Source organism: Paracoccus sp. (in: a-proteobacteria), from assembly GCF_046289755.1.
GTDB lineage: Bacteria > Pseudomonadota > Alphaproteobacteria > Rhodobacterales > Rhodobacteraceae > Paracoccus.
In genome coordinates this window covers 1-18,146 of record NZ_JBKBVD010000024.1, presented here as the reverse complement: position 1 = coordinate 18,146, position 18,146 = coordinate 1, and the positions used below count along the sequence as shown (strand labels likewise).

Annotated in this window: 18 protein-coding genes and 1 pseudogene; 8 read left to right on the top strand and 11 right to left on the bottom strand. The window is 66.3% G+C overall.

Going from position 1 to position 18,146, the window contains the following annotated elements:
• Nucleotides 1–32: 32 nt before the first annotated feature.
• The 4 genes from purQ to ACK41U_RS10655 form a co-directional block, all read right to left on the bottom strand.
• Nucleotides 33–701, bottom strand: a complete 669-nt coding sequence (gene purQ / locus ACK41U_RS10670) for a phosphoribosylformylglycinamidine synthase subunit PurQ (RefSeq protein ID WP_409679568.1) — start codon at nt 699–701, stop codon at nt 33–35.
• Between the two features lie 194 nt (nt 702–895).
• A complete protein-coding gene (locus ACK41U_RS10665) occupies nt 896–2,107 on the bottom strand; it encodes an NADP-dependent isocitrate dehydrogenase (protein WP_409679566.1) in 1,212 nt (403 codons plus the stop codon).
• Between the two features lie 103 nt (nt 2,108–2,210).
• Nucleotides 2,211–3,353 (bottom strand): HD domain-containing protein, encoded by a 1,143-nt coding sequence (locus ACK41U_RS10660; protein WP_409679563.1) that lies wholly within the window; start codon nt 3,351–3,353, stop codon nt 2,211–2,213.
• A gap of 3 nt (nt 3,354–3,356) precedes the next feature.
• Nucleotides 3,357–4,019, bottom strand: coding sequence for an alpha/beta hydrolase (locus ACK41U_RS10655; protein ID WP_409679560.1), 663 nt, complete (start codon nt 4,017–4,019; stop codon nt 3,357–3,359).
• A gap of 195 nt (nt 4,020–4,214) precedes the next feature.
• Between ACK41U_RS10655 and ACK41U_RS10650 the strand changes: the two genes are divergently transcribed.
• Nucleotides 4,215–4,673 (top strand): Rrf2 family transcriptional regulator, encoded by a 459-nt coding sequence (locus tag ACK41U_RS10650; protein ID WP_409679557.1) that lies wholly within the window; start codon nt 4,215–4,217, stop codon nt 4,671–4,673.
• A gap of 4 nt (nt 4,674–4,677) precedes the next feature.
• Here the strand turns inward: ACK41U_RS10650 and ACK41U_RS10645 are convergent, their stop codons facing one another.
• From ACK41U_RS10645 to ACK41U_RS10635, 3 genes are all read right to left on the bottom strand, one after another.
• Complete coding sequence (locus ACK41U_RS10645) at nt 4,678–6,348, bottom strand: cation:proton antiporter (protein ID WP_409679555.1); 1,671 nt, start codon at nt 6,346–6,348, stop codon at nt 4,678–4,680.
• A gap of 157 nt (nt 6,349–6,505) precedes the next feature.
• Nucleotides 6,506–6,871, bottom strand: a complete 366-nt coding sequence (arsC, locus tag ACK41U_RS10640) for an arsenate reductase (glutaredoxin) (protein WP_409679552.1) — start codon at nt 6,869–6,871, stop codon at nt 6,506–6,508.
• Nucleotides 6,872–6,875: 4 nt separating this feature from the next.
• Nucleotides 6,876–7,406, bottom strand: a complete 531-nt coding sequence (locus ACK41U_RS10635) for an Lrp/AsnC family transcriptional regulator (protein ID WP_409679549.1) — start codon at nt 7,404–7,406, stop codon at nt 6,876–6,878.
• Nucleotides 7,407–7,490: 84 nt separating this feature from the next.
• Here ACK41U_RS10635 and ACK41U_RS10630 point away from each other — a divergent pair, with 84 nt between their 5' ends.
• The 6 genes from ACK41U_RS10630 (at nt 7,491) to ACK41U_RS10605 (ending at nt 13,904) form a co-directional block, all read left to right on the top strand.
• Nucleotides 7,491–7,814, top strand: a complete 324-nt coding sequence (locus ACK41U_RS10630) for a DUF2849 domain-containing protein (RefSeq protein ID WP_409679546.1) — start codon at nt 7,491–7,493, stop codon at nt 7,812–7,814.
• Complete coding sequence (locus ACK41U_RS10625) at nt 7,807–9,465, top strand: nitrite/sulfite reductase (RefSeq protein WP_409679544.1); 1,659 nt, start codon at nt 7,807–7,809, stop codon at nt 9,463–9,465. Before ACK41U_RS10630 ends, ACK41U_RS10625 begins: the two co-directional genes overlap by 8 nt.
• Nucleotides 9,458–10,189, top strand: coding sequence for a phosphoadenylyl-sulfate reductase (locus tag ACK41U_RS10620; RefSeq protein WP_409679541.1), 732 nt, complete (start codon nt 9,458–9,460; stop codon nt 10,187–10,189). Before ACK41U_RS10625 ends, ACK41U_RS10620 begins: the two co-directional genes overlap by 8 nt.
• On the top strand, nt 10,186–10,557 hold the full coding sequence (locus ACK41U_RS10615) for a DUF934 domain-containing protein (protein ID WP_409679538.1): 372 nt from the start codon (nt 10,186–10,188) through the stop codon (nt 10,555–10,557). The genes ACK41U_RS10620 and ACK41U_RS10615 overlap by 4 nt, the downstream gene beginning before the upstream one ends.
• Nucleotides 10,558–10,605: 48 nt before the next feature.
• Nucleotides 10,606–11,448, top strand: coding sequence for a ferredoxin--NADP reductase (locus ACK41U_RS10610; RefSeq protein WP_409679535.1), 843 nt, complete (start codon nt 10,606–10,608; stop codon nt 11,446–11,448).
• Nucleotides 11,449–11,825: 377 nt separating this feature from the next.
• Complete coding sequence (locus ACK41U_RS10605; RefSeq protein ID WP_409679532.1) at nt 11,826–13,904, top strand: OmpA family protein; 2,079 nt, start codon at nt 11,826–11,828, stop codon at nt 13,902–13,904.
• 76 nt (nt 13,905–13,980) lie between these two features.
• On the opposite strand, the gene ACK41U_RS10600 is transcribed toward ACK41U_RS10605, so the two are convergent.
• The gene (locus ACK41U_RS10600; protein WP_409679529.1) at nt 13,981–14,610 is read right to left on the bottom strand and encodes a LysE family translocator; all 630 of its coding nucleotides are present in this window, start codon (nt 14,608–14,610) and stop codon (nt 13,981–13,983) included.
• A 164-nt stretch (nt 14,611–14,774) separates the two neighbouring features.
• Nucleotides 14,775–16,646 carry an ABC transporter ATP-binding protein gene (locus ACK41U_RS10595; RefSeq protein ID WP_409679526.1) on the bottom strand — a complete coding sequence of 624 codons (1,872 nt, stop codon included), beginning with the start codon at nt 16,644–16,646 and terminating at the stop codon, nt 14,775–14,777.
• Nucleotides 16,647–16,835: 189 nt separating this feature from the next.
• On the opposite strand from ACK41U_RS10595, the gene ACK41U_RS10590 reads away from it, so the two are divergent.
• Nucleotides 16,836–17,333: a ferritin-like domain-containing protein gene (locus tag ACK41U_RS10590; protein ID WP_409679522.1), complete on the top strand. Its 498-nt coding sequence runs from the start codon at nt 16,836–16,838 to the stop codon at nt 17,331–17,333.
• An 87-nt stretch (nt 17,334–17,420) separates the two neighbouring features.
• Here ACK41U_RS10590 and ACK41U_RS10585 read toward each other — a convergent pair whose 3' ends face one another.
• Nucleotides 17,421–17,816 (bottom strand): VOC family protein, encoded by a 396-nt coding sequence (locus tag ACK41U_RS10585; RefSeq protein WP_409679519.1) that lies wholly within the window; start codon nt 17,814–17,816, stop codon nt 17,421–17,423.
• Nucleotides 17,817–18,003: 187 nt separating this feature from the next.
• Nucleotides 18,004–18,146: pseudogene (gene tuf / locus ACK41U_RS10580) on the bottom strand (elongation factor Tu); the annotation flags it as partial.

Below are 18,146 nucleotides of genomic sequence, written 5' to 3'. Positions count from 1 at the left end.
CGCGCTCAAGTCACAGGGACCGGGCCGTCGCCTCAGGCATGTGCAAGACGGCCCACAAGCCCCTGAAACAACGCCGTGCCATCGGTCGCGCCCAGCACCGGATCGGCGGCCCGTTCCGGATGCGGCATCATGCCCAGCACGCGCCGGTTGGCCGACAGAACGCCCGCAATATCGGCCACCGAGCCGTTGACCGCCGGCGCATATGTGAAGGCAATGCGATCCTGATCGCGCAGCGCCGCCAGCCCTTCGGGGTCGATCTGATAGTTGCCGTCGTGATGGGCGACGGGCACCGTGATGGTCTGCCCGGTCTGATACCCTGCGGTGAAAGCGCTGTCAGCGGTCCCGACCCGCAGCGCGGCGGGCTTGCAGAGAAAGGTCAGACCGCTGTTGCGCATCAGCGCGCCGGGCAGCAGGCCCAGTTCCGTCAGAACCTGAAAACCGTTGCAGATCCCCAGCACATAGCCGCCACGCCCGGCATGGGCGCGCAAGGCCGCCGCGATGGGCGAATGCGCCGCAATGGCACCACAGCGCAGGTAATCGCCATAGGAAAACCCGCCCGGCACGGCGACCAGGTCGACGCCCTGGGGCAGGTCACTGTCCTTGTGCCAGACGCGGGCGACATCTGCGCCCGCCTGCTCCAGCGCGACGGCAAGATCACGGTCGCAATTCGATCCGGGGAAGGTAACGACGGCGGCTTTCATCGCGGGGGCTCCTGTCTGCGGGATGGCAGGCCTTTACCGCAGCTTGGGCGCCAAAGAAAGGGGGCGCTGCCCCCATCGCCCGTGCCGGGCGATCCCCCCGGGATATTTGGATGAAGAAGATGCAGGTTTCTTCTTCATCCAAATATCCCCGCCGGAGGCAAAAGGGCCGGGCATTTGCCCGGCCCCCTTCAGTCTCAGGAAAGTGCCTTGTTCAGGTATTCGTCGACCTTTTCCAGATAGCCCATCGTGGTCAGCCATTTCTGGTCGGGACCGACCAGCAGCGCCAGATCCTTGGTCATATGGCCGTCTTCGACCGCGCGCACCGTCACCTTTTCGAGGGTCTCGGCAAAGGTCAGCAATGCTGCATTATCGTCCAGCTTGGCGCGGTGCTTGAGGCCGCCCGTCCAGGCAAAGATCGAGGCGATCGAGTTGGTCGAGGTCGCGTTGCCCTTCTGATGCTCGCGATAGTGGCGGGTCACGGTGCCGTGGGCGGCCTCGGATTCCACGATCTGCCCGTCCGGCGTCATCAGCACCGAGGTCATCAGACCCAGCGAGCCAAAGCCCTGCGCCACGGTATCGGACTGCACGTCGCCGTCATAGTTCTTGCAGGCCCAGACATAGCCGCCCGACCATTTCATCGCCGAGGCGACCATGTCGTCGATCAGGCGATGTTCGTAAGTGATGCCGGCCTTCTTGAACTGATCCTCGAACTCGGCCTCGTAGACCTCGGCGAACAGGTCCTTGAAGCGGCCGTCATAGGCCTTGAGGATGGTGTTCTTGGTGGACAGATAGACCGGGTATTTGCGCGACAGGCCATAGTTCAGCGAGGCGCGGGCAAAGTCGCGGATCGAATCGTCCAGGTTGTACATGGCCATCGCCACACCCGAGGAAGGCGCGTCAAAGACCTCGTGCTCGATCGTCTCGCCGTCTTCGCCGACAAAGCGGATGGTCAGGCGGCCCTTGCCCGGAAAGCGGAAATCGGTGGCCTTGTACTGGTCGCCGAAGGCGTGGCGGCCCACGATGATCGGCTGGGTCCAGCCCGGCACCAGACGCGGCACGTTCTTGCAGATGATCGGCTCGCGGAAGATCACGCCGCCCAGAATGTTGCGGATCGTCCCGTTGGGCGAGCGCCACATCTTTTTCAGGCCGAATTCCTCGACGCGCTGCTCGTCGGGGGTGATGGTCGCGCATTTCACGCCGACGCCATGGCGCTTGATCGCCTCGGCTGCATCCACCGTGATCTGGTCGTCGGTGCGGTCACGCTCTTCGATGCCCAGGTCGTAGTATTTCAGGTCGATGTCCAGATAGGGCATGATCAGCTTTTGCTTGATGAAGTCCCAGATGATCCGCGTCATCTCATCGCCGTCAAGCTCGACGACGGGATTGGCGACCTTGATCTTCGACATGGATGCCCCCTTGGCGTTGGATTCGGATGTGGGCGCTATACCCATAAAGTCGCGGTTTGGAAAGCCGGTATGCCGTTGTATGCCAACAAGGTTGCCGCACCGGTCAGGCGAAATGCGCCACCAGCCGGTGATGCAACCAGTCCCAGAGCGGGGTCGAGGCGTCGCGCACCCACGGGCCCACGCGCGTCTGCACCTGCTCCAGCGTGACGCGATAGTCGCGCCAGCCCTGCCCGCCCGAGACCAGATTCTGCAGCGCGGGCTGGAACCGGTCCAGACCCTTGGCAAAGACGGCATCGGGGCTGCGGGCGTCCTCGAATTCCTGCCACAGCGCCAGCAAATCCTGTGCCTGCGCCGGGGGCAGCATCCCGAACAGGCGCTGTGCTGCGGCCAGTTCCTCTTGCTGGCGCTGCGCCGAGCCATGGGCCTGACCGCCCGCCGAATGCAGCGGCACATCGCCCACGTCGATCTCGACCAGATCGTGGATCAGCGCCATGCGGATCACCCGCGCAATGTCCACATCCGGCCCCGCCAGCGGCGCCAGCGCCAGCGCATAGAGCGCCAGATGCCAGCTGTGTTCGGCAGAGTTCTCGGGGCGGCTGCCGTCGATCAGGCGGTTGGCCCGGTTGACCGATTTCAGCCCGTCAGCCTCGGCCAGAAAGGCCAGACGGCGGGACAGATCATCCTGCGCCAGCGGCTGGCCTGCCATCAGCGCCCGCGCTGCCGCCATCGCCTGCGGCCATTCCTGCGCCAGCCGGGCGGCGCGGCCCCGGTCCAGATTGTCGCGCACGATCCGGACATGATCGGGCAGCGGGTTGGGCGCTTGCAGCACCTGAAACAGCGGCTGGATATGGTCCATCCGTTTGGCCATCTGCGCGTCAAGGCTAAGCGCGCCCTCGAATTCCTGCCACAACGCCATCAGCGCCGCACCGTCCGGGGTCAGGCCAAGGATGCGGGCGGCGGCAGCGGCCTCGGCCCGGGCCACGGCAGCACCGTCATGGGCCAGATGGATCGGATGATCGCCCACGTCGATCTCGACCAGATCGTGCAGCAGGATCATCGCCAGCGCGCGGTCGCTGGCGCCAAAGACCAGCCCATAGAGCGCGACATGCCAGCTGTGCTCGGCGCTGTTTTCGGGGCGCGACAGGTCCATCAGCACATTCGCGCGGCAGACCGATTTCAGCCGGTCCGCCTCGCAGAGAAAGGCGATTCGCCCGTCAAGCCCGGTCTGATCCAGCCCCGCAACCATGCCTTAGCGCGAGGTCTCGGTCAGGCGGCGGCGCACATAGGTCTGCACCATGTCGATCATCGGCTTCATATGGGTCTCATCGTCGCGGAAGAAGTGATCGGCGCCCTCGATCTCTTCATGGGTGACGATGATGCCCTTCTGCTCGCGCAGCTTGCCGACCAAAGTATGCGTGTCCTTGGGCGGTGCCACCCGGTCGGCAGTGCCGTTCACGATCAGCCCCGAGGACGGGCAGGGTGCCAGAAAGCTGAAATCATACATGTTCGCCGGCGGCGCCACGCTGATAAAGCCGGTGATCTCAGGGCGGCGCATCAGCAGCTGCATCCCGATCCAGGCGCCAAAACTGAAGCCCGCCACCCAGCAATGCTTGGAGTTGGGGTTCATCGCCTGCAGGTAATCCAGCGCCGAGGCGGCATCCGACAGCTCGCCGATGCCCTGATCGAACTCGCCCTGGCTGCGGCCCACGCCCCGGAAATTGAAGCGCATGACGGTAAAGCCCATGCGGTGGAACGCATAGTGCAGGTTATAGACGACCCGGTTGTTCATCGTGCCGCCATATTGCGGATGCGGATGCAGCACGATGGCGATGGGGGCGTCGGGCTTGCCGGGCTGGGGATGGTAACGGCCTTCGAGACGGCCCTCGGGGCCGGGGAAAATCAGCTCTGGCATGGTCTTCCTTTACAGGGCGGTCCGGGTTTCTTGACGCATCGGCGCAGGGCTTCTAGACGGGATCTGGCAAGCGGAACGGCCTGCGCACGAAACCTGTGCTGCCGGGGCATAGCGCGCCAGAGCCGGGCGCGTCAACACGGGCAGGGCATCGGGCGTGCCGTGTTCCGGCAGCAACAACGAAATTGGGGGGTGGCAGTGAAACTTTCAACCAAGGGGCGCTATGCGATTATCGCGCTGGTCGATCTGGCGGTCGCCAAGGGCGACGACCTGACCTCGCTGGCCGAGATTTCCAGGCGTCAGGACATTTCACTGCCCTATCTGGAACAGCTTTTCGTGCGCCTGCGCCGGGCCGGGCTGGTCAGTTCGGTGCGCGGGCCGGGGGGCGGCTATCGGCTGGCCCGCGCCCCCGAAACGATCCGCGTGGCCGAGATTCTTGAGGCGGTGGATGAAACGGTCAGCGCCATGCATATCGGCGCGGGCGCCTCGGGCGGGATTTCGGGATCGCGGGCGCAGACCCTGTCGAACCGGCTGTGGGAAAGCCTGTCGGCGCATGTCTATGTGTTCCTGCACAACCACACGCTGGCGGATGTGTCCAAGAACCAGCTTCTGCCCTGCCCCGCCCTGCCCAAGATCCTGAACGTGGTGGACGAATAGCGGCTTATCGCTCCAGAATCTGACGCACGGCGTAATCGGCGGCATCCTCGAAGGGGCGCAGGATCACGTCGGCGCCGCGCCGCCGCAGGTCATCGACCTCGGCTCCCTGCTGCGCCGACAGGCAGATGCGGCCGGTGAAATTCGCCGCCCCCAGCCCGTCCAGCAGGGTCAGCTGCGGGTCCGCCTCGGTCAGGGCGCCGCGTTCGCGCGGCACGGCCGAAATCACGGCCTGCACCCCGGTCAGCGGCAGATGGGCCACGAATTCGGGATCGGTCGCATCGCCATAGGCGGCGGGCATGCCGGCGGCGCGCCATGCCTCCAGCGCCTCGGGGTCGAAATCGACGCCCAGCACCACCAGCCCCCGGTCGCGCAGCCGCCGCCCGATCTGCTGGCCATAGCGGCCCAGCCCGAACACGATCATGTCATGGCTGCCGCTGTCTGCGGCCATGCCCGCCTCTTCGGCGGCGCCCGCACCGCGGCGCTCGAAGAGGCCCAGCAGCGGCTCGCACAGCGCATACAGCTTGTGGGACCAGGTGATCATGTAGACCGACACCGCAATCGTTACCAGCCCGACCAGCGTCACCAGCCCCATCGCCTCGGGGGCGGCATGACCGATGGCAATCCCCATCGCCATGAAGATCAGCGAGAATTCCGAAATCTGCGCGACGGTCAACCCGGCCAGAAAGCCGGTGCGCCTGCGGTAACCCATGGCCCCCATGATCGCCAGAACGATCAGCGGATTGCCGACCAGCACAAAGACCGACAGCACCAGCGCGGGCCCGATCTGGCTGCCAAGCGCGCCCAGCTCCAGCGTCGCCCCCAGATTGATGAAGAAGAACAACAGCAGAAAATCACGCAGCGAGGCCAGCCGCGACCCGATCGCCTCGCGATAGGGCGTCGAGGCCAGCGACACGCCCGCCAGCAGCCCGCCCAGTTCCTTGCCGAACCCCAGCGCATCCCCCAGCGCGGCCAGTCCCGCCGCCCAGCCCACCGCAAAGATCACCAGCAATTCGGGCGAACGCGCCATGGGCCGCAGCAGCCGGTCGGCAGCATGGCGGATGAACAGCACCACCAGCCCGACCATGACCACACCGCCCAGAACCACCAGCCCGACATCAGCCAGCGATCCGCCGCCGCTGGCGCCGCCCGCGCCGATGCCGACCCCCAACGCCGACAGCGTGACCATGGCCAGCACGACGAAAATGTCCTGCACGATCAGAAAGCCAAGCGCGATCTTGCCGTGCAGCGCGCCGATTTCCTGCTTGTCGGACAACAGCTTGACGATAATGATGGTCGAGGAAAACGTCAGCGCAATCGCCACATAGACCGATGTCACCGCGTCGATCCCCAGCGCCAGGCAGATGGCAAAGCCGATCAGCGCGGTAAACGTCACCTGCCCCAGCCCCGTCGCCACGGCCACCCGGCCCAGACTGCGCACAAGCCCGACATCCAGCTTCAGCCCGACCAGAAACAGCAGCACCGCAATCGAGATCTGGCTCAGCGTCCCGATGAACTCGGTCGACCGCACCAGCCCCAGCACATCCGGCCCGGCCAGCACGCCCACGGCGATGAACGCCACCACCAGCGGCTGCCGCGCCAGCAACCCCAGAAACCCCACCCCCGCCGCCAGCAGGATCAGGATCGCAATTTCATGAAACCCGGTCATATCGCCCATAGACCGATGCTCTTACGTCCGTCCGACCCACGCAACCCAAGACTTTGCCTTGGCTCAAATATCCTCTGGGGGTCGCCGATCGGTGCGCCATCGGTTCAAGAACCGATTGGCGACGGGGGCGAAGCGCCCCCGGCCATCGCGGGACGCACAAACGCCCTCACCCCGCCTCCTGCGACAAGATCTCAAAGACCCGCTCTTTCGGGCGGCACAGAACCGCGCCCACGGGACCAAAGACCAGCGGCCGCTCGATCAGCAGCGGATGCGCGGCCATGGCGGCGATCAGCTGGCCCTCGCTCAGCGCCGGGTCCGACAGGCCCAGCTCCTGACAGGGCGTGCCCTTGCGGCGCAGCAGATCGCGCGCGCTCAGCCCTGCCCGCCGCAAGGCGTCTGCGATCTCACCCTCCGAGGGCGGATCGGCGATATAGTCCCGCACCTCGGGCGCCACCCCCGCCTCGCGCAGCGCAGTCAGCACGAAGCGCGAGGTCGAGCAGGTCGGCTTGTGCCAGATCACATAGCCAGCCATGCCCCTAGCGCCCCGCATCGTCGATCGGCAGCGCGCTGGTCGCCTTGATCTCTTCCATCGACAACAGCGCCGTCACATTGTGGATCTTCACCTCACCGATCAGCGACTGATAGAACCGGTCATAGGCGCGCGCGTTCCTGACCTGCACCTTCAGGATATAGTCGATATCGCCCGCCAGCCGGTGCGCCTCGACCACCTCGGGCCGCTCGCGCAGGGCGCGCAGAAACCGCGCGGCCCAGTCCTTGTCATGCTCGCTGGTGCGGATCAGCACGAAGAAACAGGCCTCCAGCCCCAGCGCCTCGGGGTCCAGAATCGCCACCTGCCTGCGGATCACGCCTGCCTCGCGCAGCTTGCGGATCCGGTTCCAGACCGGGGTCTTCGAGGCGCCCACACGCTCGGCAATCTGGTCCAGCGACAGGCTGGCGTCCTCCTGCAGCAGGGACAGGATTTTGCGGTCCACCTCATCCAGCCGGACAGATGTTTGCCCCTCGGGCCCATCCTTGGAAACCGGTTCTGCCATCTTATCCTCGCCCATCAGATCATCCTTATTTCGCGCGCCCCCTCGCAAGAATCCAGAACAAAATTCTATATAGAGAGAAGCAAACACCGAGGTCCAGTCATGAGCAAAGCCTTCCCCCTGTCGGCGGCACGCCCCGGCGTCATCACCGCAAACGATCTGCGCGAAGGCCATAACGTCTGGATGTGCGAGGAGGGCTGGACCCCCGATCCGCGCAAGGCCACGCTCTATGAGGACGAGGCGATCGCCGAACTGGCGCTGTTGCAGGCCATCGGTCAGGCCGATCTGGTCGTCGGCCCCTATCTGGTCGAGGCCAAGCGCGGCGAGAACGGCCCCGAGCCGGTCCATTTCCGCGAGGCCTTCCGCCAGCGCGGCCCGTCCAATTATTTTCACGGCATTCAGGCAAAGGAAACCGCCCATGTTTGATGTCCGCCCGGTCGAGACCGACTATGTCCGCCACCGCGCCGCCGAATTCCGCGCGCAGGTCGCCCGTCGCCTTGACGGCAGCCTGACCGAAGAGGAATTCCGCCCGCTGCGCCTGATGAACGGCGTTTATCTGCAGCTGCATGCCTATATGCTGCGGGTCGCGGTCCCCTACGGCACGATCAGCCCCGACCAGATGCGCACGCTGGCCCTGCTGGCCGAGAAATGGGACAAGGGCTATGGCCATTGGACCACCCGCCAGAACATCCAGTTCAACTGGCCCAGGCTGGTGGACATTCCCGACATGCTGGACGCGCTTGCCGAGGTCGGCATGCACGCCATCCAGACCAGCGGCAATACGATCCGCAACACCACGACCGACGCCTTCGCGGGCGCCGCCGCCGATGAGCTGGCCGATCCCCGCCCCTATGCGGAACTGCTGCGCAGCTGGTCCACCGATCACGCCGAATTCCAGTTCCTGCCGCGCAAGTTCAAGATCGCCATTTCCGGCGGCAAAAAGGACCGCGCCGTGATCGCCGCCCATGACATCGGCCTGCGGCTGGTGGAACAGAACGGCCAGCCCGGTTTCGAGGTCTGGATCGGCGGCGGTCTGGGCCGCACCCCCCTGCTGGGTCAGGTGGTCCGCGACTTCCTGCCCGAGGACGACCTGCTGCCCTATGTCGAGGCGATCATCGCGACCTATAACCTCGCCGGGCGTCGCGACAACAAATACAAGGCCCGCATCAAGATCACCGTGCACGAGCGCGGCATCGACACCATGCGCGCCGAGATCGAGGAAGAATTCGCCGCCCGCCGCCGCGATTTTCAGGGCGCCGACCGCGAGGCGCTGGCGATCTTCAAGGACCGCTACAGCGCGCCCGACTTCCGCAATGCGCCCACCGATGCCTATGAGGCCGAACGCGCGGCCAACCCGGCCTTCCGCAGCTGGGCTGATACCAACCTGCGCGCGCACCGGGTGGATGGCTATGCCAGCGCCATCGTGACCTTCAAGGCGCCGGGCCAGACGCCGGGCGATGCCTCGGCCGCGCAGATGCGGCTGCTGGCCGATCTGGCCGAGCGGTATGGCCATCACGACCTGCGCATCATGCACGACCAGAACGTGGCCCTGCCGCATGTCCACAAATCGGACCTGCCCGCGCTGTATGCGGCGCTGAAAGACGCCGGGCTGGCCACCGCCAATGCCGGGCTGACCAGCGACATCATCGCCTGCCCCGGCATGGATTACTGCGCGCTGGCCACCGCGCGCTCCATCCCCATCGCGGAAGAGATCGCCGACCACTTCCGCACCCTTGGGCTGGAGCAGGAGATCGGCAATCTGAACATCCGCATCTCGGGCTGCATCAATGCCTGCGGGCACCACCATCTGGGCCATATCGGCATTCTGGGCCTCGACCGGGCGGGGGTCGAGAACTACCAGATCACCCTTGGCGGCGATGCCTATGACATCCCGGCCATCGGCGAACGCGCAGGCGCGGGTTTCCCCGCCGAACAGGTCGTGCCCGCCATCGACCGGCTGCTGCGCGCCTATCTGGAGGTGCGTGAGGATGCGTCGGAACGCTTTATCGACGCCTATCGCAGGCTTGGGCAGGCGCCCTTCAAGGCGGCGCTCTATCCGGCGCAGGCCGATGCTTGACGGCAACCTCGACACGCGCGCGGGGCGGCTGAACGACCGCTATCGCCACCATGCCGCCATCGAGGTGCTGCGGCGCGCCGTCACCGACCCCGATCTGGGGCAGGTGACGCTGGTGTCGTCCTTCGGGGCGGAATCGGTGGTGCTGCTGCATATGGTCAGCCTCGTGGCGCCGGGCCTGCCGGTGCTGTTCATCGACACGCAGATGCTGTTTCCCGAAACGCTGGCCTATCAGCGCGAGGTGGCGACGAAGCTGGGCCTGACCAATGTGCAGGTCATCAGCGCCAGTCAGGCCGAGATCGCCGCCCATGACCCGGACGGCACCCTGAACAAGACCAATCCCGACGCCTGCTGCGATTTCCGCAAGACGGTGCCGCTGGAACGTGTCCTGTCGGGCTATGACGCATGGATCACCGGCCGCAAGCGGTTCCAGAACGGCCAGCGCGCGGCACTGGAGTTCTTCGAGCCGGAACCCCCCGCCCGCCTGCGCGTGAACCCCCTGGCGCATTGGCGCCCCGAGGATGTGCAGGATTACATGATCGAGAACCGCCTGCCCCGGCATCCGCTGGTGGCGCAGGGCTACCCTTCGATTGGCTGCGCGCCCTGCACCTCGCCCGTCGCTGCGGGCGAAGACCCCCGTTCGGGCCGCTGGCGCGGGCAGGACAAATCCGAATGCGGCATTCACTTCATTGGCGGGCGCATGGTCCGCGGAAAGGTTTCGGCATGAGCACCGATGTTCTCGCCCGTGACGACGGCTTTCACCCGGTCACCGACCAGCCCTCGGTCGTGCTGGCCCCTGACACGCCCCCGGCCAGCCTGTCCGGACATCTGGACCAGCCGCTGATCGCTATCGACTTTCCCGCCTTCAGCGACGGGCGCGGCTTTACGCTGGCCCGCCTGCTGCGCGAGCTGGGCTATACCGGGCGCCTGCGCGCCACGGGACGGCTGATCGCGGATCAATATGCCATGGCGCGCCGTGTGGGGTTCGACGAGGTGCAGGTGGCCGGTGACATCGCCGCCCGCCAGCCCGAAGATCAGTGGCGCGCGCGCGCCGACTGGAAAGCCTGGGACCATCGGGCGCATCTGGCGGGCTGAGCCTTTCGCCCGCCTGCCCCATCGACTAGAAGACGCAAGGAATTCACAATGACGCTGGACATGCCCGTGACCGGACCCGCGACCCACGCTGCCAAGAAGACGCTTCCCGATGCCCAGACCGTCACCTCGGTCAGGCACTGGACCGACAGCCTGTTCTCGTTCCGGGTGACACGGCCTGCCAGCCTGCGCTTCCGTTCGGGCGAGTTCGTGATGATCGGCCTGCCCGGCGACAACGGCAAGCCCGTCCTGCGCGCCTATTCCATCGCCTCGCCCAACTGGGACGACGAGCTGGAATTCTATTCCATCAAGGTGCCGGACGGGCCGCTGACCTCGCGGCTGCAACACATCAAGCCGGGCGATCAGATCATCCTGCGCCCGAAACCCGTGGGCACGCTGGTTCTGGACGCGCTGCTGCCGGGCAAGCGGCTGTGGTTTCTGGCCACCGGCACCGGCATCGCGCCCTTTGCCAGCCTGATGCGCGACCCCGAGACCTATGAGCGTTATGAGCAGGTCATCATGATGCACACCTGCCGCACCGGAGAAGAGCTGGTCTATGGCGCCGAACTGGTCGACAATCTGCGCCACGACCCGCTGCTGTCGGAACTCTATGGCGAGGATTTCGCCAAGCGGCTGCTGTATTATCCCACGACCACGCGCGAGCCGTCGCCCTTCATGGGGCGGATCACCGACAACATGACCTCGGGCAAGGTGTTCCAGGATCTGGGACTGCCGCCGATGTCGGCCGAGACCGACCGCGCGATGATCTGCGGCTCGCTGGCCTTCAACGTGGATGTGAAGACGGTTCTGGAAGGGTTCGGCCTGCACGAGGGCGCCAATTCAGATCCGCGCGAATTCGTGGTCGAAAAGGCGTTCGTCGGCGAGGGCGTCTGAGGGGCGTTGCCCCTCGGCCCGTGCCGGGCCTCACCCCAGGATATTTGAATGAAGAAGAAGGGGCGGGATGACCGCCCCTTCCTGCGTTGTGACCGGAAGGAGGCCTGAAGGCCGGGGGTCGCGTGCCCGGGGATCAGGGCGTGGGTATCCTGCGCGCCTTTGCTGGTTGTCCACGTTTGCAGTTTCGCCATGTGGCGCATGACCTGACATTCTTGAGGGATGCGGTTTTCCACCCAGGAGCTATCCGACCGGGTTGCCCGCGCGATGTCGCTGCGGCAGCGCGGCATCACGGGCCGGTAACGCCCTTTTTGGGAACCGATTTTTTCGAATGCTGTTACACCCTCGACCAAGGATCAATGCGACGGAGAGGAGCACCCATGCGCCGGATCATCCACAACACGACGGCGATTGCCGCCTGCCTGTCCCTGCTGGCGCCCCAGCTGGCGATGGCAGAGCTGCGCATCACGGACGATGAGGCCGCCATCCGTGCCGCCGCACAGGCCGGGACGCGGCCTGACGAGGCTGCGGCCCTTCAGGCGGAACTGGACGACGGGCTGGAGGCGGGCACGCTGGAATGCGCCGACGGGTCCGAACGGCCCTGCGCCGACGATATCGGGCTGGTGACGCCGGGCGGGATTGCCGTCGATCTGTCCGAGGGCGGCGCGATCGTGCTGGCCGACGCAGATGGTGATACGGCGGCGGCGGAGAGCGACGGGATGCCGGTCGCGGAGGGTGAGGTGAGCGCGGAGGATCTGGCCGCCGCACTGGCCGCCGAAGAGGTCGCGTCTGGCGATGCAGCGGAGATGACCGAGGCGGAAGAGGCGGCGCCGCCGCCCGAGGCAGAGGCGATGGCAGAGGCCGAGGCCGCGCCGGAAGCTGTGGCAGAGCCTGAGGTCGAGGTTGTGGCGGAGGCCGAGGTTGTGGCTGAGCCGGTAGCCGAACCCGATGTCGCGCCTGACGCCGCGACCGGGGCGGATGACGAAACCGATCTGGTGGACGAGCTGGCCCGCGCCCTGTCCGGCGACGCCCAGCCTGAGACGGAAGCCCCCGCCGCAACGGACGACAGCGCGGCCGAGGACATGGCTGATGATGGCGCGGTCCGGCTGGCGCGCGGACAGGTTCAGCAGGACCGCGCCCGCAACCTGCCCGGCCTTGCCCGCGTGCTGGATGAGGAGCTGGCGGCGGGCCTTGAGGTCGCCGCGCTGACCTGCATCGACAGCAGCACGCCGCCCTGCGATGGTCGCTCGATGACGCCGCGCGGCGTGGTGATCGAGACCAATGACATCGGCGAATACCGCCTGGCGCCGGTCACCGCGCAGATGTATCGCGTTGACGGCAGCGGCGAGATGGTGCTGCGCGCCGCCGAAGAGGACACCCCCGAGACCGAAGCCTCGCGCGAGGCCGCGGCAGGCTCGGCCCCGTCCGGCGCCTCGGCGCTGGAGGCCGAGGAAGGGTCGGGCGAGGTGACCGAACAGCAGGTGACCGAGGACAGCGCGCGGTCGTCTTCCGAGGATTTCCAGACCAATCTGCGCGACGCCCTGTCGGGTGCGGTGCAGGGTCAGGCCGAGCCGTCTTCGGGCGGCGGCAACAACGATCTGACGCGGGCACTGTTGCTGGGTCTGGGCGCGGTCGCGGTCGGCACGGTGCTGAACAACAACCGTCAGGTGGCGCTGAGCGCGCCCGACCGCGTGGTCGTGACCCGCGCCGATGGCAGTCAGGAGGTGATCAAGGATGAGGTCGCGCTGCTGCGTCAGCCCGGCTCGACCGTCACCACCGAGAACTTTGACGACGGCTCGTCGCGCACCATTGTCACGCGCGAAGACGGCAGCCGTGTCGTGACGATCCGCGACGCCGATCTGCGGGTGCTGCGGCGCACGCTGGTTTCGACCGACGGCACCAGCACGCGGCTGATCGACGACACCGCCGATGTGCAGCCCGTCGACGTGACCACCCTGCCCGCCCCGGCAACGGTGAACGCGCAGACCGGTCTGAACGAGGATGAGCTGCGCGCGGCGCTGCAACGTCAGGCCAATGTCGACCGCCGCTTTACCCTGTCGCAGGTGCGCAATATCCCCGAGGTGCGGGCCCTGGTCGCGCCGGTCAATATCGACGCAATCACCTTTGACACCGGCTCGGCGGCGGTCCGTCCCGATCAGGCGCAGCAGCTGGCGACGCTTGGCCGGATCATTCAGGAGCAGGTCCGCGCCAATCCGCGCGAGATCTTTCTGATCGAGGGCCATACCGACACGGTGGGGTCCGAGGCCTATAACCTTGCCCTGTCCGACCGCCGCGCCGAAACCGTGGCGCTGGCGCTGGCCGAATACTTCGCCGTGCCGCCGGAAAATCTGGTGACGCAGGGCTATGGCGAGCAGTTCCTGCTGATCCGTCAGGAAGGCGACATCCGCAACAACCGCCGCGCTTCGGTGCGTCGCATCACCGATCTGCTGGCCCAGTAAGCCGCGCAAGAGATGACGAAAGGCCCCGGTATCACGCCGGGGCCTTTTGCATGGGCAAGGCCCGCAAGGCCGCCGTTCAGGGCTTCAGCATCAGCAGGCGGACCCCGGCATAGCCAAAGATCGCGGCAAGCCCGCCCTCGATCCAGCGGCGCGATTTCCGATAGGCCCGCCCCATCACCCCGGTCGAAAAGATCAGCGCATAGCCGATATTGACCGCCAGCCCCAGAACGGCACAGCCCGCGATCACCGCCTGCATGGTCCAGGACGGGCTGTCAGGCCGCAGCCCGAGGGACATGATGGCGATCCAGCCCAGAATGGCTTTCGGGTTGGACACATGCAGCAGCACCCCCCGGCGATACAGCGCCGCCTTCGTTGCCACCGGAATGGACCTGAGCGGCCCGTCCCCCGATGCCAGCGCCGCGCGGGCCGATTTCCACGCAAGATACAGCAGATAGAGGCCCCCGGCGATCTTGATCGCGAACAGCGCCCCCCCATAGGTCGCCAGAACGGTCGAGATGCCGGTCGCGGCCAGAACCGCCCAGAACATGCTGCCCGTCACCACCCCCAGCGCCAGCGCCACGGCGCGCGCACGACCCTGCTTCATGGCGACGGCCATGATCGCCATCGTGCTGGGGCCGGGGCTGGCGATCACCACAAGATATGCGGCAAAGACAAGCATCAGGTGATGGGCGTGATCTGTCAGCATGGTGGTTCCTGTCTGTCGCCCGGAGGGGCCCGGCGCCTTACATTATTCAGTTTGCGACAGGGGGGAACGGTTTTCTGACCACGGGACGGCGCCCACGACCAAAATCGCGCGCCACAGCCCAAAGGGCGGGCGGCCTGCACCACAAGGCGGCGGCAGCCCTGTCGTCATCCGCCCTGTGCCGCAGCCTCCGCCTCGTCCAGATCCAGAAAGCCGCCCGACTGGCGTTGCCACAGCCGGGCATAGAGGCCACCACGGGCCAACAGCTCGGCATGGGTGCCCTGCTCGATGATGCGGCCCTGATCCATCACCACCAGCCGGTCCATGGCGGCAATCGTGGACAGGCGGTGCGCAATGGCGATGACGGTCTTGCCCGCCATCAGCACCTCCAGCCGGGACTGGATCGCGGCCTCGACCTCGCTGTCCAGCGCGCTGGTGGCCTCGTCCAGAATCAGGATCGGCGCGTCCTTCAGGGCCACCCGCGCAATCGCCACGCGCTGGCGCTGGCCGCCCGACAGCTTGACGCCGCGCTCGCCCACATGCGCCTCCAGCCCGCGGCGGCCCTGACTGTCGGACAGGCCCGGCACGAAGCCGTCGGCCTCGGCCATGCGCAATGCGTCCATGATCTGGTCGTCGGTCGCGTCGGGCCGGCCATAGGCGATGTTCTCGCGCACCGAGCGGTGCAGCAGCGAGCTGTCCTGCGTCACCACCCCGATCGCCCCGCGCAGGCTGTCCTGCGTGACCTGCGACACGTCCTGCCCGTCGATGGTGATGCGCCCGGTTTCGATGTCGTGGAACCGCAACAGCAGGTTGATCAGCGTCGATTTCCCCGCACCCGAACGCCCGACCAGCCCGACCCGTTCACCGGGGCGGATGGTCAGGGTCAGATCCTCCAGCACCGGCAGCGGGCGCGCGCCCTCGGGGCCGCTATAGCGGAAGGTCACGGCATCAAAGCGCACCTCGCCCGGCCCCCTGGCCAGCGCCAGCGCACCGGGCACATCGCGCACCTCGCGCGGCAGCGCAAGGCTGGAGATGCCGTCGCGCACGGTGCCGATATTCTCGAACAGAGCGGCGAATTCCCAGATGATCCAATGCGACATATTGCTGAGCCGCAGCGCCAGAGGCACCGCGATGGCCACCGCGCCGACCGCAATCTGATCCTGCGACCAAAGCCACAGGCCCAGACCCGCCACCGCCGCCACCAGCACCACATTCAGCAGGTTCAGCACAATGTCCTGTGCCGCAGACAGTCGCATCTGCGCATGCACGGTGCCCAGAAAACGGTCCATGCCCGCCTGCATCCAGCGTTCCTCGCGGTCGGAATGCGAGAACAGCTTGACCGTCGCAATGTTGGTATAGCTGTCCACGATCCGGCCCGTCATCGCGCTGCGGGCATCGGCCTGCGCCTGCGCCACCCGGCCAAGGCGCGGCACGATCAGCCACAAAAGCGCGCCATAGCCCGCGACCCACAGCACGAACGGCACTGCCAGCCGCCAGTCCTGCGTGGCCGCCAGCACCAGCGCGCCCAGAAAATAGATCAGCACATAGCTGCCGACATCCATCAGCTTCATCGCCACTTCGCGCACGGCCAAAGCCGTCTGCATCAGGCGCTGCGCGATGCGGCCCGCGAATTCATCCTGAAAATAGCCGATGGACTGGCGCAGCAGATAGCGATGCGCCTGCCAGCGGATGCGCTGCGGGAAATTGCCCATCAGCGTCTGATGCATGATCATCGAGCTGAACAGATGCAGCAGCGGCATCGCGATCAGCAGCACCACCGCCATCAGCGCGATGCGCCCACCCTCTTGCGCCCAGAACACCTCGCGCGGCGTGTCCGACAGCCGGTCGATCAGCTCGCCCAGCCACGAGAACAGCATCACCTCGATCAGCGCGATCGCGGCCGAGCCAAGCGCCAGCAGCACCAGCCAGGGCAAGGCGCCACGGCTGTAATGCAGCACAAAGCCCCATAGCGTGCGCGGCGGCATGGCCGGCATCTGCGGGGGATAGGGGTCGATGCGTCGCTCGAACCAGCCGAACATGGGTCTGCCTCTCTGCAAGGAGGTGGGGTCAGGGCCGAACTGCTGGCCCGACAGGCGCGGACTGTCAAGCGCGCATGGGCAGGTCTGCGCTGATCTGTGCCACTGGCTGGAACAGGGCGCGCGGCTGCGGGTTGTCTGCTCAGGGGTCCGCACCGCGCGGACCAGACGCAAGACGCCAAGGAGGCTCACATGACCATCCGCAACCTGCACGACCTGTATCTGGACCAGCTCAAGGATCTGTACTCGGCCTGCACCCAGTCGCAGCCGGTCACGTCCGAACTGGCCCGCGCCGCCACCAATCTGGAACTGTCCGACGCGCTGAAGGCCGGGGCTGACGGCATCGGCAAGGGCAAGGAGATTCTGGCCGAGCTGTGCAAACGCCACGACATCAGCCCCAAGGGCGAGCATTGCAAGGGCATGGAGGGTCTGGTGACCGAGGCCCGCAAACACGGGCTGGAGGCCGATTTCGGCGACGACGACACCCGCGATGCGGCGATCATCACCCAGTATCAGCGCCTGACCCACTACGCCATTGCGGGCTATGGCTGCGTTCACACCTTCGCCAGACGCCTCGGCTATGACGACGATGCCGTGGCGTTGAAAGACTGTCTGGACAGCACCCGTGGCGGCGATGTGCATATGAGCAAGATCGCCGAAGGTGGCGTGAACGCGGCCGCCGCGCAGTAACCGCCTGATGAAAAAACCCGTGTCTTGCCGATGAAGACACGGGCCCGATCGCCACGCCTCGCGCGCCTCTGACGGGCGGGCGGGGCGTTATTTATAGCGGCCTGCGCGTTGCAGAACCTCGATCTCGTAGCCGTCCGGGTCGCGGATAAAGAAGAACCGCGCGATCACCTCGCCGCCGGGCGCGAAATCGACCAGCTTGCGCGGTGCAAAGCCCTCGGACAGCAGCCGGGCATGGGTGGCGTCCACATCATCGACCGAAAACGCGACATGGCCATAGCCGTCGCCCAGGTCATAGGGTGTGGTCCGGTCCTTGTTCACGGTCAGCTCAAGCTCGGTCCCGCTTTCATCATTGGACAGATAGATCAGCGTGAAACTGTCGAAATCCAGCCGGTCAGCGACCTTCAGGCCGAAACAACGATCGTAGAAATCGACCGAGCGCGCCTCGTCCAGCACGCGGATCATCGAGTGGATATACCTGGCCATCGGCCCCTCCATGTCTTTGGTCATCTTCGGGGCCGAACCTGCGCCGGAACCCGCAAGCCGTCAAGACGCCCAACCGCAGGCCGGAATGGCAAAAGGCCGCCCCGAAGGACGGCCTTTCCATCGTGATATCCCCGAAAGGATCACCCGATATGGCGGTGGCTGCCGGGCCTTGCGGCCCGGCGCGCAATCACTTGATGATTTTCGACACGACGCCTGCGCCGACGGTGCGGCCGCCTTCGCGGATGGCGAAGCGCAGTTTCTCTTCCATCGCGATGGGCGCGATCAGCTCGACCTCGAACTTGAGGTTGTCGCCCGGCATGACCATCTCGG